Origin of the sequence: Streptomyces sp. NPDC046197, assembly GCF_040646295.1 — a bacterium.
Lineage (GTDB): Bacteria > Actinomycetota > Actinomycetes > Streptomycetales > Streptomycetaceae > Streptomyces.
In genome coordinates, this window is the sequence record NZ_JBEYZY010000053.1 from 24199 (window position 1) to 37261 (window position 13063).

Below are 13063 nucleotides of genomic sequence, written 5' to 3' on the forward strand. Positions count from 1 at the left end.
ACCGCAACCTGAACAACGGCATGGGACCCCTGGTCACGGCGATGGGGCGGCTGATGCGGAGGGGGATCCTCCGTGGATGCCCCGGCCCCGGACGCGGCGCCTCGGTCAGGACGCCGTGTCGAGCTTGGCGTAGCGCGCCTGGACGATCTTGGGGTAGCGGGCGGTGAAGACGGCGGGGACCACGAAGCCGAGCACCTGGATCGTGATCTTCACGCCCGTGCCCGCGCCCTTGGCGTCGCAGACGGTCAGGGCCACCGCGGTCAGCAGGAAGGCCGCGGCCCACACGGCGGTGATGACGTTGTTGATGCGCAGGAACTGCGACGTCTTCCAGAACTTCTCCGGCACCGTGCGCCGGGCGATGCCCAGCGTGAAGGGGCGGCGGATGGCGAGCGTGGTCCCCGCGGTCACGGCGAGCCAGCCGAAGGAGATCGCCCCGCCGTAGTCCGCCACCTTCGAGTGCGGCGCGGCGAACGCGACGGCGGTCAGGGCGGCGAAGAAGCAGGCGGTGCTGAACTCCAGGATCAGCGCGTCCGCGGGCAGCCCCGCCCGGCGGTTTACGGCTATCAGGACCAGGGCAACGACCAGTCCGGTGAGGGCACTCCACTGCCAGCCGAGCGGCGAGAGGCAGGCGTAGGCGATCCAGGGGAGGAAGCCGCGCAGGTAGTGCATGGGAACCCCTTCCCGGGGCACTCAACATTCCACTGATGACATGTCGAAGTTACGTGGTCGGCTGTGACATGTCAAACGTGGAGGTACGGTGGGTCCATGAGTCTTCGCCACGCATTGCTCGGTCTCCTGGTGGAGCGGCCCGCCAGCGGCTACGACCTGATGAAGCTGTTCGACACGTCGCTGGCCCATGTCTGGCCGGCCACCCAGAGCCAGATGTACGGCGAACTGAACCGGCTCGCCGACGCCGGACTGGTCGACGTGTCCGCGGAGGGGCCGCGCGGCCGCAAGGAGTACACGCTCACCGGCAGGGGCCGCCAGGAACTGGCCGACTGGCTTGCGGCGCCCACACCCAAGCAGCCGCGCCGCAGTGAGCTGTTGCTGAAGCTGTTCTTCCTCGATCTGGCCACCGGCGACCAGATCCGCGCCATCCTCGAGGACCGCGAGCGGCAGGCGGCCGCCGAACACCGGCGGCTGGCGGCGCTGCGGGAGACGCTCAGTGGGGCGGACGGCCCGCTGACCGTCAACGGCCGCATCGGGCTCGAGTACGGGCTGCGGCTGGCCGAGATGGAGCGGGACTGGGCCCGCTGGGCCGTCGCGCAGATCGACGCGCGCGAGGAGGTGACGGCCACGGCCGCCCGCGACAGCTGAGCGGGGGAGCCGTAACCGGCCGGCATCGGCCGTCAGTGGCCCGCCCCGATGTGGGCGAGCGCCTGCTTGAGCAGGAAGCCGTGCCCGCCCGGCATCTCGCTCTGCACCGCGGGGGAGGCCGCCTCCTGCGGGCTGAACCAGACCAGGTCGAGTGCGTCCTGCCGGGGACGGCAGTCGCCGGTGACGGGAACGACGTACGCGAGGGACACGGCGTGCTGCCGCGGGTCGTGGTACGGGGTGATGCCCGCCGTCGGGAAGTACTCGGCGACCGTGAACGGCTGCAGGGAGGCGGGCACGCGGGGCAGCGCCACCGGGCCCAGATCCTTCTCCAGATGGCGCAGCAGGGCGTCGCGCACCCGCTCGTGGTGCAGCACCCGGCCGGAGACCAGGGTCCGGCTGACCGTTCCGTCCGGCCCGATGCGAAGGAGCAGGCCGATGCTGGTCACTTCGCCGCTGTCGTCGACGCGCACGGGCACCGCCTCGACGTACAGGATCGGCATGCGGGCGCGCGCCGACTCCAGTTCGTCGTTGGTCAGCCAACCGGGCGTGGTTTCGGTCATGTCAGACATTGCTTGATCATACTTTCAGGGGTTCTCGCTTCGTGCGTGCCGCTCCGGACGACTGTGACCGGCCACACGTCGTTCCGGCGTCGTCGCCGCACCGGTGATTCCGTAGACACGCTGGGCGTTGTCCCGTCCTGTCCATTGCGCGATCCGCAGCGCGTCCCCCAGGTCCATCTCGTCGGCGTCCACCCTGTCCCGCAGCAGTCCGGCCAGTCCCTGGCGGAAAGCCACGGCCCCGAGGTGGTGGAATTCGGCCACACCGTAGGCGTCGGAGCTGTACAGAAGTTTGCGAAAGGGTGTGATCTCCAGCGCCTCCGCCAGGACCGCACGGGCCCGTGCCGGACCCACGTAGTGCAGGGCCAGGCCCACATCGAGGTACACCTGCTCGAACACCGTGGCCAGATAGGCGGCTTGGCGCTGGAAGGGCCAGCAGTGCAGCAGCAGGACCGGGATCGTACCGGCGGTCAGGTGCAGCCAGTCGGTCAGGCGGGCGGGGTCCACCCGGTGCAGGCGGATGTCGTTGTCGCCGAACCCGGTGTGGAGTTGCAGGGGCAGGCCCAGGTCGACGGCCGTCCACAGCAGGTGCCGCACCAGGACCGGGTCGTCGAGGCGGCGGCCGGTGCCGGTCGCACGGGCGGCCGCGCGGGTGACCTCGGCGGGCGACGGGCGCGCCGGGTCCAGGTCGAAGCCGGTGCGGTAGGCGGCCACCGACTTCACCGCCACCACGCCCGGGCGCCGCACGGCCTGCTGCGCGGCCTCGAGGACGGCGGCGCCGTACTCGCCGGGCCCCGCTCCCTCGGCCACCACGGCCTCGGCGACGCTCTCCAGCCGTACCACCTCGTACGCCACCGCGTCCGGTCCCGCGGCCCGGGCCAGCTCCGCCGGGGTCGTGACGCGGTCGGGTGCGTACCCGGTGTCGACGCAGAACACGTCCGCGCCCGCGGCGGCGAGGAAGCGCCGGTTCACCTCGCGCGCGCCCAACTCCGCCCGGCGGGCGAGATAGTCGTCGGCCGGGGCGTGGCGCGGCAGGTCCAGAACGGGGGCGCAGTGGCGGCGGACGGCCACGCCGACGGGGGAGTCGAAGGGCGAGATCCCACTGCCGGGCCATGCCTCGCCCTCGGTGATCAGGGACTCGAAGCCCGGCCGGTCCAGGTCGTCGACGACGGCTCCGTGACAGTGGTGGTCCACGAGCCGCAGCACGGCGAGCGCTTCGTGGACCGGACCGGCCGCCGGCGTACCGGCGTTCATCAGTACTTCCACCGGTAGGCCGCCGCCACCTGCTCGTCGTCCAGCCCGTCCACGGCCGCGATCTCTCCCTGCCGTACGGCGATCACCGCGTCGGCGAGGACCGGGCCGAGGGCGGTGCGCAGCACCTCGTCCTTGCGGAACTCGGTGACGGCCTCCGCCAGGGAGGCCGGCAGGCGCCGTACGCCCCGGGACGCCGCCTCCGCCTCGCCGAGCCGGACCGGGTCCCCGGTGATCTCCTCGGGCAGGGCCGCGGACGACGAAAGACCGTCCAGCCCGGCTGCGATCAGGCAGCCGAGGGCGAGATACGGGTTGGCGGCCAGGTCGACCGGCTTGACCTCCAGGTTGGCGGCCCGTTCGCGCAGGCCCTGGGTGCCGGTGACGACGCGGACCGCGGCCTCGCGGGTCTCCAGGCCCCACGCGGTGAACACCCCGGCCCACTGTGACGGTTTGAGCCGCAGGTAGCTGGCCGGGCTCGGCGCGGTCACCGCCGTGAGGGCCGGCAGATGGGTCAGCAGACCGGCGGCGAAGGACTCGGCGTCCGGCGTCATGCCGTGCCGGCCCGTGCCGCCGGAGTGCAGATTGACCCGGTCGCGCCAGGCGGAGAGGTGGACGTGGCCGCCGTTGCCGACGCCCTGCGCCAGCACGGCCGGTGCGAAGGAGATCCTGAGCCCGCGCCGCTGGGCCACGGCCCGGATGGTCTGCCGCACCAGCACACTCCGGTCGGCCGCCGCCACCGGGTCGAGGGCTCCGACCGACACCTCGAACTGCCCGGCGGCGTACTCGGGATGGATCTGGTCGACGTCCACGCCCTGTGCCGCGAGGGCCGCCAGCAACTCGGCGGTGCAGTCGCCCAGTTCCACCTGCCGGGTGGCCCCGTACGCCGGCCCCGACACCGCGGGCTCGAACTCACCCTCGGGCGCGGTCCCTTGGCCGACGGCCCACTCGATCTCGAAGGCGGCCTTGAACGTGATGCCGTGGCGGCGTTCCGCGTCGGCGACGACCCGGCGCAGGAAGGTGCGGCTGCACCCGGGATGCCGCTCGCCCTCCTGTGTGACCCGGTCGACCGGGGCCCACGCCCAGCCCGGCTGCCCCGCCAGGACGGCCAGGTGGTCGAGGTCGGGAAAGAGCCGCAGATCGCCGTCCGGGGAGCCGAGGACGTCGGTGGTGACGATGGAGTCGTCGGCCAGGAAGGTGTCGAAGACGGGCGACATGCCCACCCCCCAGGCCGCGGCCGCGGGCAGTTTCGCCGCCGGGACCGTCTTGACCCGGCCGATCCCCGCGGTGTCGACGTAGGCCAGGACGACACCGTGCACTCCCCGCTCCGCCAACTCGCCGCTGAGCGCGGTGGCTCGGTCGACGTCACCGGGACGGCCGCCGGGAACGGGGTCGGCAAGGGTGGTCATACGTCCTCCTCGACGAGCTCGGACGGTCGGGCGGCCCGTGTGCCGCCCCGTCAGGGTTTCACGGCCACCGCGCCGAACTGCGGCACCGCGGCGGCCGAGCCGGGCGTGGCGCGCCACTGCGAGCACGGCACCAGACCCGGCTCGACCAGATCGAGACCTTCGAGGAACGTGGCGATCTCGGCGCGGCTGCGGGCGGTGATCGGTGGTGTGGCGTTCTCGTTCCAGAACTCCATGGCCGGGATGTTGCCCTCGCCGCCGAGGTCGGCGTCGAAGGTGGGGTGGGTCAGGACCAGGACGCTGCCGGACGGGACGGCCGCCATGACCCGGCGGACGACGCCGCGTGCCTCGTCGGTGTCCAGGACGAAGTTGAGGATGCCGAGCATCATCACCGCGACGGGCCGGCCGAAGTCGAGGGTCGCGGCGGCGCGTTCGACGATCGTGTCCGGGTTGTGCACATCGGCGTCGATGTAGTCGGTGACGCCCTCGGGGGTGCTGGTGAGCAGGGTGCGGGCGTGGACGAGGACGATGGGGTCGTTGTCGACGTAGACGATCCGTGCGTCGGGGGCGATCCGCTGGGCGATCTCGTGGGTGTTGTCGACCGTCGGCAGTCCGGTGCCGATGTCGAGGAACTGCCGGACCCCGCGCTCGGCGGCCAGGAAACGGACCGCCCGGCCCAGGAAGTCGCGGTCCGCGCGGGCCACCTCCCGGATCACCGGGAACATCCCGGCGATGTGCTCGCCGACCCGCTGGTCGACCTCGTAGTTGTCCTTGCCGCCGATCCAGTAGTTCCACACGCGCGCGTTGTGGGCCACACCGGTGTTCAGCCTCGGCGACTCGTCCGATCGTGTGGGCCTCTCGCTCACGTCCGTACTCCTGGTTCGTCGCTTGTTCGTCCTGCCGGCGGGTCCGTCGCCGCCATTGTGCCGCCCGGTGATCACGCTGTCCCGGCAATCCGTCCACCCGGAGGCGACCCGTGCAGGTCGACCCGAAGACTCCGCCGTTGTCCCACTGCGCAACACCCCGTATCCGGGCGGCGTCTTCCAGCCGCAGGACGCCCTCGGCGGCCTGGCCGACACGCCTGCTGCTGGTGGAGAACGACGTCAACCTCGCTGCCCCGTGGCCGAACGCCTGCACGGCGCGGCCGCGACGCCGAAGGCTGCGCTACGTCCACGTCGGGGGCCGGCCTCGGGATGGGGCCTGGTCATCGGAGACCGGCTTGTGCCGGGCGCGTGAGGGGTGGCCGGATCGGCTGCCTCGGCGTCAGCGCACAGCCGCCCGGCACCTCGCACGGCCTGGCCCGCGCCGTCGCCGAGGCCGGTTTCCGCACGCGGCGGCTGTCCGAGGCCGACGGTGCCGATCCGCCGGCCCCGGCCCGGGAGATCCTGCGGGCGCGCCCAGGAGGGCGATGCCGGGCCCGGGCCGTCGTCACGGCGGAGGGCCGCACCATCGGTGAGGCGATCGCCACCGTCTGCGCGGTCGTCGACCCCGAACTCGTCCTCCTCCACGGTCCCGTCGGCAGCCGTCCGGCCCTGCTCGAACCGGTCCGCGAGGCGGTGCGCGCCCTCGTCCCGCCGCCCCCGCCCGTCGAACCCGGCGCGCCGGGCGCGCCGCCCCGCTGCGCGGAGCTCTCGCCGTAGCCCTCCGCCGCGCTGCGCCGACGTGCGCGCCTGCGCCGACGTGCGCGTCTATCCCGACCTGCGCACCTGCGCCGACCTGCGCACCTGCGCCGACCTGCGCACCTGCGCCGACGTGCGCGTCTATCCCGACCTGCGCACCTGCGCCGACCTGCGTGCCCGCGCCGACGTGCGCATCCGCGCCGGAACCGGCTGACAGCACACGCTCCGAGCACGGCAACGGCTCCGATCAGGCCGCGTGACTGAGGCAGTCCTCGGCCAGCTTCCGGTCGAGCGAGGCGCGCACCAACGCGGCCGCCAGCACGGCCGGTTCGGTGTCGCCCGCCGACTCCACGAGCCGGTCGGGGCCTTTCGGCAGGCCGAGGCGCTCCGCCCCGGACAGCGCCTTGGCGTCCAGGTACGGCGCCACCTCGGGCCAGACCCGCTGGACCTCCCGCAGGAAGATGTCCGCCCCGGCCGGCCCCAGACCCGGCACCTCCTGGAGCAGCCTGCGCAGCTCGGGGACCCGGCCGTCGGCCTCCTCCCGCAGTCGGCGCAGGTCGCCGCCCCAGCGCTCGGCGATCAGCACGGCGCCGTCCCCGAGCTGGGTGGCCGTGCGTTCGTCGTAGCGCCGGTAGCCGCTGCGGCCCAGCGCGTCCACCCGTTCCTGCCAGTCGGCCCCGGCCATCCGGCGCGGATCGCGCAGACCGGCGTCGAACAGGGCGCGGGCCGCGGCGACGGCGACCGAGCCCCGGATGCGGGCACTGAGGAGGACGGCGAGCACCAGCAGCTGATAGAGCGGCTGCGGGGTGTCCTTGATCCTGATGCCGGCCTCCTCGGCGAACGTCTCGCCGTGCGTCCGGACCAGTTCGTGCAGGACGCGGACGTCCCGCTCCCGTGTCACCGGGACGCCTTCAGCGGGTCGTGGCCCAGGTCCATCAGCCGGTGCCGCCGACGGGTCTCGTCGGCTTCCTCTACCTCGGGCTCCTCGTACAGATCCACCTGCCGGGTGACCCTGTCGACGACCGTGCGCATCACCCGGAGGTCGTCGTCGGTGAGGTCGGTGCGCCGCTTCTGCAGGATCGCCACCACATGCCGCCCGGTGGGCGTGCCCGCCTCCTCCGGGAGCGGCTCGGTGTTCTCGTCGGCGTCACGGACCCGCAGCCAGGCCATCAGCTCGGCCGAGGTCATGTTGACCACGCGGTGGAAGTCCTGCCACAGCGCGTCGGCTTCGAGGGCGTCGGTCATCAAGGGGCCCTTCCTTCGTTCGTACGGGAAGCGGGTGCGCCGTGCGGGTCAGCCCTGACCAGGCCAGTTCTCCGCGTCGAACATCCAGCGCTGCTTCTCCAGCTCCGCCGTAATGGTGATCAGCAGGTCCTGGGTGACGGGGTCGGCCTTCTCGGTCGCCTCGATGCGCTCGCGCAGCCGTCCGATCGCCGCTTCCAGCGCGCCGACCATGACCTCGACGACCTCCGTGTCCCGCACCCAGCCGTCCTTCGGGCCGCGCAGCGTGAAGGCCGAGGCGATCGTCTCCGGCCGGCCGTCCGGCGGCACGCCGAGCGCCGCGGCGCGCTCGGCGACCGTGTCGGAGAAGTCGCGTGCGGCCGCCACCAGTTCGTCGAGCTGCAGGTGGATGGACCTGAACCGCGGTCCCACGAGGTTCCAGTGCGCCTGCTTCCCGATCAGGGAGAGCCCGAGAAGATCCACGAGAGTGCTCTGCAGCGCGTCCCCGGTGACCTGACGGGCCGGTTCAGGAATCGTGCTCTTCACGACAGTCATACGGTGCTTCTCCTTGTGGAGTCGTCTCTGGCGGTACGGAGCAGTGCGTCGCGCTCCTCCTCGCAGGTCCCGCCCCACACACCCGAGGCCTGGCCGCTGCCGAGCGCGAAGTCCAGGCACTGGGTGATCACCGGGCAACGGGCACAGATGCGTTTGGCCGCCGCGACCTCTCGCAGCGCCGGTCCGGTCGTGCCGACGGGGAAGAACAGTTCGGGGTCCTCACCCACGCAGGCAGCACTGCGCAACCACTCCATGCGGGCGCGGGTGCCCGCGGTGAATCCGTGCAAACACCGTGCCCACCGGGCGTGCAAACCGGGCGTGCAAACCGGGAGTGCAAACCGGGAGTGCAAACCGGCGTGCAAACCGGGCGTGCAAACCGGGCGTGCAAACACGGTGACGCCTGCTCGCGCGGGGGCGCGGTGACGTCTCGGCGGACCGGCGCAGTGCCGTGACGGCGACGTCTCAGCCCGCGAGTGCGCCGTCGAGGAAATCCGTCACGTCCGCGAAGACCCGCTCCTTGTTCGTCTCGTGGAACACCTCGTGCCGGGCACCCGGGTAGATCCGTTCGGTCAGGTTCCCGCCGCTGAGCGGCTCGACGCCGACCCGGCTCCCGGCGAGCGGGACCAGCTGGTCGTCGTCGCCGTGCAGCCACAGCAGCGGGAGCGGGCCGATGTCGCCCGCCCCGGCGACGGTCTCCAGGGTCCGGGCGAACGCCTCCACCGTGGGCCGCTTCATCGGCCCGTGCCACACCAGTGGATCCGCCGCGTAGGCCGCACCGACCGCCGGGTCGCGGGAGAGGGCCGCCGGGCTGATCGGGGTGTCGGGGATCTCGTCCAGGGCGAGCAGCCGGCCCGGCAGCTCCCAGGCGCCGATGACCGGGCCGGAGAGCACGAGCGCGGCGAGTTCGTCGCGGTACCGCTGGGCGTAGCGGGCCGCGATCAGCCCGCCCATGGAGTGGCCGATCAGTACGACCGGCACGTCCGGGTGCGCGGTCCGGGCCAGGTCGGCCACGGCGTGCACGTCGGTGACCACGTCTTCGAAGTCCTCGACCACCACGCGCTCGCCCGCCGACCTGCCGTGGCCGATGTGATCGGGGCCGTATCCGGCCGCTCCGTGCGCCGCCAGTACGTCGGCCACTTCCGCGTACCGCCCGGCGTGCTCGCCGTACCCGTGCACCAGCAGGGCGACGTACCGCGGTCGCGGGTGCGGCCACTCCCGGACGGCGAGTGCGCCCCGGGTCCCGGCGAGGACGTGCTCGCGGGCGTGAGCCATGTCTCCTCCAGCTGTGTCGGCGGGCTTCCGGAGAATCTTCCCAGGGGACCGCTCGGAGGTCTATAGTCCAAAACTAGCAGTGCTAATTAACTGGGTCTCGGGCAAGGAGTCCTGTCGTGCGCCCCGTCCACTTCGCGGCCGCCCGCCGCACCCCGATCGGCAAGCTGCGCGGAGCCCTGTCCTCCGTCCGCCCGGACGACCTTGCCGCGGCGGTGATCCGCGCCCTGGTCGCCGAGGTGCCTGCCCTCGACCCGGCCCGCATCGACGACGTCTACTGGGGTGCCGCCAACCAGGCGGGCGAGGACAACCGCAACGTCGCCCGGATGGCCGCCCTGCTCGCCGGCCTGCCCGAGTCCGTGCCCGGCGCCACGGTCAACCGGCTGTGCGCCTCCGGCCTGGAGGCGGTCACGACCGCCGCCCGCACCATCGCCGCGGGGGAGGCCGACATCGTGCTGGCGGGCGGCTCCGAGTCGATGAGCCGCGCCCCCTTCGTGCTGCCCCGCCCCGACGAGGCCCTGCCGCACACCATGCAGACCGTCGACACCCGCCTCGGCTGGCGGCTGGTCAACCCGGCGATGAAGGACCTGCACGGCCTGCTGTCCATGGGCGAGACCGCGGAGGAGGTCGCCGAGCGGTACGGCATCGCGCGCGAGCGCCAGGACGACTTCGCGCTGCGCAGCCACCAGCGTGCCGCGCTGGCCCGCAAGGACGGCCACTTCGACGACGAGATCCTGCCCGTGGAGCGTCCCGACGGGGTGGTCGTGGGCAGCGACGAGGGCATCCGCGAGGACACCTCCTACGAAAAGCTCGCCCGGCTCAAGCCGGTGTTCCGTGCGGGCGGCACGGTCACCGCGGGCAACGCCTCGCCGATGAACGACGGCGCGGCGGGTCTGCTCCTGGTCAGCGAGGAGGCCCTGAACGACCTGGGCCTTCGGTCCCTTGGCCGCTATGTCGCCGGGGCCTCCGCCGGCGTCCACCCCGATGTGATGGGCATCGGGCCGGTCCCGGCCACCCGCAAGGCGCTGGCCCGCGCCGGCTGGGGGATCGACGACATCCAGGAGGCCGAGTTCAACGAGGCGTTCGCGGCCCAGGCACTGGCCTGCGTCGACCAGCTCGGCATCGACCCCGACCTGGTCAACCCCAGCGGCGGTGCCATCGCCCTCGGCCACCCGCTCGGCTGCTCCGGCGCCCGCATCCTCACCACCCTGCTGCACCGCATGCGCCGCACCGGTGCGGCCCGCGGGCTCGCGACCATGTGCGTGGGCGTCGGGCAGGGGAGCGCGGTGCTGGTGGAGAGGTCGTAGCCGTACGTCAACGGGGTCCTCCCGCAAGGGAATTCACGCACCGAGAGCCGCACGAAACGGAGCATCACCTCCATGGCCACCCTGTCCCTCGCCACCATCCTCGCCGAGAACGCCCGGCGCCGCCCCGACCGGACGGCCCTCGTCGAAGGCGACCTGCGGCTCACCTTCGCCGAGGTGTGGCAGCGGGCCCGCGAGCAGGCCGGAGCCCTGGTGGCACTGGGCATCCGGCCGGGGGACCGCGTCGCGCTGATGGCACCGAACACGGCCGACTTTCCCGCGGCGTACTACGCGATCGCGGCCGCCGGCGCAGTGGTCGTCCCCGTCCATCTGCTGCTGTCGGCGGAGGAGGTCCGGCACGTCCTGAAGGACAGCGGCGCCCGGTTGCTGCTGTGCCACCCCGCACAGGCGGAGACGGGCACGGCCGCCGCCCGGGCCGTCGGGGTCGAATCCGTCACCCTGGGCGCCGAGTTGGCGAGGCTCGCCGCGGACGCCGAGCCGCTGCCGACGTACGTCACCCGCGCCGCCGACGATCCGGCCGTCGTCTTCTACACCAGCGGTACCACCGGCGTGCCCAAGGGCGCGGTGCTCAGCCACTTCAACCTGGTGATGAACGCGACCGTCAACGCCTTCGACGCCAACGACGTCCGCGCCGACGACATCGCGCTCGGCGCGCTGCCGCTCTTCCACGCCTTCGGGCAGACGGTGTCGATGAACTCCACCTGGCGGGCCGGGGCCACGCTCGTGCTGCTGCCGCGCTTCGATGCCGCGCGGGCGATCGAACTGATGGTGAAGGAGGACGTGAACACCTTCCACGGCGTGCCCACCATGTTCGTCTCCCTCGCGGCGGCCGCGGCCGAGGCCGGCACGCTCCCCGAACTGCGGGTGTGCATCTCCGGCGGCGCCTCGCTGCCCGGGGCCGTGCTGGAGCGGTTCGAGGCGGCGTTCGGGGCGAGGATCTACGAGGGGTACGGGCTGTCGGAGACCTCCCCGACGGCGAGCGTGAACCAGCCCTGGTTCGGCACCAAGGCGGGCACGATCGGCCATCCGCTGTGGGGCGTCGACGTGGAGATCGCCCGCGCCGAGGTGGAGGGGCGCGTCGAACTCCTGCCGCCGGGCGAGCTCGGCGAGGTCGTCATCCGCGGCCACAACGTCTTCTCCGGCTACCTCGGCCGTCCCGAGGCCACCGCGGAGGCGCTCGTCGACGGCTGGTTCCGCACCGGCGACCTGGGCACGAAGGACGACGAGGGCTTCCTCAGGATCGTCGACCGCAAGAAGGACGTCATCATCCGCGGGGGCTACAACGTCTATCCGCGCGAGGTGGAGGAGGTGCTGCTGCGCCATCCCGCCGTCGCGCAGGCCGCCGTCATCGGACTGCCGGACGAGCTGCACGGCGAGGAGGTGTGCGCCGTCGTCGTACCCGCGCCCGGCACGGAACCGGACCCGGCCGCGCTCACCGAGTGGTCGAAGGAACACCTCGGCCGCCACAAGTACCCGCGACGTGTGGAGCTGACGGACGCGCTCCCGCTGGGCCCGAGCATGAAGGTGCTCAAGCGGGAACTGCGAGCGCGGTACGCCGAACGGTAGGGGTACGCGGGGCGCGGTGTCAGGGGCTGCTGCGGGCGGGGTGACCCGCCCGGTGGGGACCATCCACCGAGACGCTCCTTACGGCGCTTGATGCGTGCGCATAGAGTCGGTGCCCGCATGAACACGATGACGCTCTGGCACATATCCGGATGGGGGTTCGCCGCGCTCGCCCTCGCGGCGCTCCTCGTCGGCTTCTCCAAGACCGCCGTGAGCGGGGCCAACACGGTCAGCCTCGCGATCTTCGCGGCCGTGCTGCCCGCCCGCGCCTCCACCGGTGTACTGCTGCCGGTCCTGATCGCCGGGGACGTGCTCGCCGTCCTCACCTACCGCCGGCACGCCCACTGGCCCACGCTGTGGCGGCTGTTCCCGGCGGTCGCGGCGGGAGTGGTCATCGGCACGCTGTTCCTGATGTGGGCCGACGACGGGGTCGTACGGACGTCGATCGGCGCGATCCTGCTGCTGATGGCGGCGGTGACGGTGTGGCGGCGCCGCGCGGCCGGCCGGGAGGAGCAACCGGAGTCGGTCACCACCCGTTCGGGCCGGCTCAAGGCCCGCTCCTACGGCGTCCTCGGCGGCTTCACCACGATGGTCGCCAACGCGGGCGGCCCGGTGATGTCGATGTACCTGCTCTCCGCCGGTTTCCGCAAGCTCGGTTTCCTCGGGACGTCGGCCTTCTTCTTCCTCATCGTCAACGTCTCCAAGGTGCCGTTCAGCGCGGGCCTCGGCCTGATCGACGGCCGTTCGCTGCTCCTGGACGCGGTGCTCGCGGTGTTCGTCGTGCCCGGGGCGCTGTTCGGCAAGTGGGCGGTGGACCGGATCAACCAGCGGTTGTTCGAGCAGCTGGTGATCGCGGCGACGGTCGTCGGGGGCGTACAGCTGCTGCTGCGCTAGTGTGATGCGCCAGAAATTGCACGGTTAAGTCTGTAGCCTGTTTTCATGTCTCGGGGTCCTCGTGCCATCGAAGTTGTGCTGTCCGATGA

General features: G+C 72.4%; 16 protein-coding genes. 6 read left to right on the top strand and 10 right to left on the bottom strand.

Annotated elements, in window-relative coordinates; genetic code table 11:
• Positions 1–105 precede the first annotated feature (105 nt).
• Positions 106–669 (bottom strand): hypothetical protein, encoded by a 564-nt coding sequence (locus AB0A61_RS38020; RefSeq protein WP_361303262.1) that lies wholly within the window; start codon positions 667–669, stop codon positions 106–108.
• A 96-nt stretch (positions 670–765) separates the two neighbouring features.
• Between AB0A61_RS38020 and AB0A61_RS38025 the strand changes: the two genes are divergently transcribed.
• Entirely contained in the window at positions 766–1317 is a 552-nt protein-coding gene (locus AB0A61_RS38025; protein WP_361303265.1) for a PadR family transcriptional regulator, read from the top strand.
• A 32-nt stretch (positions 1318–1349) separates the two neighbouring features.
• Here the strand turns inward: AB0A61_RS38025 and AB0A61_RS38030 are convergent, their stop codons facing one another.
• The 4 genes from AB0A61_RS38030 to AB0A61_RS38045 are packed head-to-tail and all read right to left on the bottom strand — an operon-like array spanning position 1350 to position 5394.
• Complete coding sequence (locus AB0A61_RS38030; RefSeq protein ID WP_361303304.1) at positions 1350–1877, bottom strand: NUDIX hydrolase family protein; 528 nt, start codon at positions 1875–1877, stop codon at positions 1350–1352.
• Between the two features lie 24 nt (positions 1878–1901).
• Positions 1902–3128 (bottom strand): amidohydrolase family protein, encoded by a 1227-nt coding sequence (locus tag AB0A61_RS38035; RefSeq protein WP_361303268.1) that lies wholly within the window; start codon positions 3126–3128, stop codon positions 1902–1904.
• Positions 3128–4531, bottom strand: coding sequence for a glutamine synthetase family protein (locus tag AB0A61_RS38040; RefSeq protein WP_361303271.1), 1404 nt, complete (start codon positions 4529–4531; stop codon positions 3128–3130). The genes AB0A61_RS38035 and AB0A61_RS38040 overlap by 1 nt, the downstream gene beginning before the upstream one ends.
• Positions 4532–4581: 50 nt before the next feature.
• On the bottom strand, positions 4582–5394 hold the full coding sequence (locus AB0A61_RS38045) for an SAM-dependent methyltransferase (RefSeq protein WP_361303274.1): 813 nt from the start codon (positions 5392–5394) through the stop codon (positions 4582–4584).
• A 366-nt stretch (positions 5395–5760) separates the two neighbouring features.
• Here AB0A61_RS38045 and AB0A61_RS38050 point away from each other — a divergent pair, with 366 nt between their 5' ends.
• Together AB0A61_RS38050 and AB0A61_RS38055 are read left to right on the top strand one after the other, a co-directional pair.
• The gene (locus AB0A61_RS38050; RefSeq protein WP_361303277.1) at positions 5761–6168 is read left to right on the top strand and encodes an ROK family protein; all 408 of its coding nucleotides are present in this window, start codon (positions 5761–5763) and stop codon (positions 6166–6168) included.
• Positions 6169–6190: 22 nt separating this feature from the next.
• On the top strand, positions 6191–6361 hold the full coding sequence (locus tag AB0A61_RS38055; protein ID WP_361303280.1) for a hypothetical protein: 171 nt from the start codon (positions 6191–6193) through the stop codon (positions 6359–6361).
• Positions 6362–6394: 33 nt separating this feature from the next.
• On the opposite strand, the gene AB0A61_RS38060 is transcribed toward AB0A61_RS38055, so the two are convergent.
• The 5 genes from AB0A61_RS38060 to AB0A61_RS38080 form a co-directional block, all read right to left on the bottom strand.
• Positions 6395–7048 carry an endonuclease gene (locus AB0A61_RS38060; protein WP_361303283.1) on the bottom strand — a complete coding sequence of 218 codons (654 nt, stop codon included), beginning with the start codon at positions 7046–7048 and terminating at the stop codon, positions 6395–6397.
• A complete protein-coding gene (locus tag AB0A61_RS38065; RefSeq protein ID WP_361303286.1) occupies positions 7045–7392 on the bottom strand; it encodes a DUF3140 domain-containing protein in 348 nt (115 codons plus the stop codon). Before AB0A61_RS38065 ends, AB0A61_RS38060 begins: the two co-directional genes overlap by 4 nt.
• A gap of 48 nt (positions 7393–7440) precedes the next feature.
• Positions 7441–7923, bottom strand: coding sequence for a DNA starvation/stationary phase protection protein (locus AB0A61_RS38070; protein WP_361303289.1), 483 nt, complete (start codon positions 7921–7923; stop codon positions 7441–7443).
• On the bottom strand, positions 7920–8177 hold the full coding sequence (locus AB0A61_RS38075) for a WhiB family transcriptional regulator (protein WP_361303307.1): 258 nt from the start codon (positions 8175–8177) through the stop codon (positions 7920–7922). The genes AB0A61_RS38070 and AB0A61_RS38075 overlap by 4 nt, the downstream gene beginning before the upstream one ends.
• Positions 8178–8385: 208 nt before the next feature.
• On the bottom strand, positions 8386–9195 hold the full coding sequence (locus AB0A61_RS38080; protein WP_361303292.1) for a lysophospholipase: 810 nt from the start codon (positions 9193–9195) through the stop codon (positions 8386–8388).
• Positions 9196–9311: 116 nt separating this feature from the next.
• Between AB0A61_RS38080 and AB0A61_RS38085 the strand changes: the two genes are divergently transcribed.
• From AB0A61_RS38085 to AB0A61_RS38095, 3 genes are all read left to right on the top strand, one after another.
• Positions 9312–10499: a thiolase family protein gene (locus AB0A61_RS38085; protein ID WP_361303295.1), complete on the top strand. Its 1188-nt coding sequence runs from the start codon at positions 9312–9314 to the stop codon at positions 10497–10499.
• A gap of 72 nt (positions 10500–10571) precedes the next feature.
• Positions 10572–12083 carry a long-chain fatty acid--CoA ligase gene (locus tag AB0A61_RS38090; RefSeq protein ID WP_361303298.1) on the top strand — a complete coding sequence of 504 codons (1512 nt, stop codon included), beginning with the start codon at positions 10572–10574 and terminating at the stop codon, positions 12081–12083.
• Positions 12084–12200: 117 nt separating this feature from the next.
• Positions 12201–12974, top strand: a complete 774-nt coding sequence (locus AB0A61_RS38095) for a sulfite exporter TauE/SafE family protein (protein ID WP_361303301.1) — start codon at positions 12201–12203, stop codon at positions 12972–12974.
• Positions 12975–13063 lie beyond the last annotated feature (89 nt).

Excerpts from the sequence above, each read along its gene's own strand:
- AB0A61_RS38020 (WP_361303262.1), bottom strand. The coding sequence starts at position 669 with ATGCACTACCTGCGCGGCTTCCTCCCCTGGATCGCCTACGCCTGCCTC.
- AB0A61_RS38025 (WP_361303265.1), top strand. The coding sequence starts at position 766 with ATGAGTCTTCGCCACGCATTGCTCGGTCTCCTGGTGGAGCGGCCCGCC.
- AB0A61_RS38030 (WP_361303304.1), bottom strand. The coding sequence starts at position 1,877 with ATGACCGAAACCACGCCCGGTTGGCTGACCAACGACGAACTGGAGTCG.
- AB0A61_RS38035 (WP_361303268.1), bottom strand. The coding sequence starts at position 3,128 with ATGAACGCCGGTACGCCGGCGGCCGGTCCGGTCCACGAAGCGCTCGCC.
- AB0A61_RS38040 (WP_361303271.1), bottom strand. The coding sequence starts at position 4,531 with ATGACCACCCTTGCCGACCCCGTTCCCGGCGGCCGTCCCGGTGACGTC.
- AB0A61_RS38065 (WP_361303286.1), bottom strand. The coding sequence starts at position 7,392 with ATGACCGACGCCCTCGAAGCCGACGCGCTGTGGCAGGACTTCCACCGC.
- AB0A61_RS38070 (WP_361303289.1), bottom strand. The coding sequence starts at position 7,923 with ATGACTGTCGTGAAGAGCACGATTCCTGAACCGGCCCGTCAGGTCACC.
- AB0A61_RS38075 (WP_361303307.1), bottom strand. The coding sequence starts at position 8,177 with ATGGAGTGGTTGCGCAGTGCTGCCTGCGTGGGTGAGGACCCCGAACTG.
- AB0A61_RS38080 (WP_361303292.1), bottom strand. The coding sequence starts at position 9,195 with ATGGCTCACGCCCGCGAGCACGTCCTCGCCGGGACCCGGGGCGCACTC.
- AB0A61_RS38090 (WP_361303298.1), top strand. The coding sequence starts at position 10,572 with ATGGCCACCCTGTCCCTCGCCACCATCCTCGCCGAGAACGCCCGGCGC.
- AB0A61_RS38095 (WP_361303301.1), top strand. The coding sequence starts at position 12,201 with ATGAACACGATGACGCTCTGGCACATATCCGGATGGGGGTTCGCCGCG.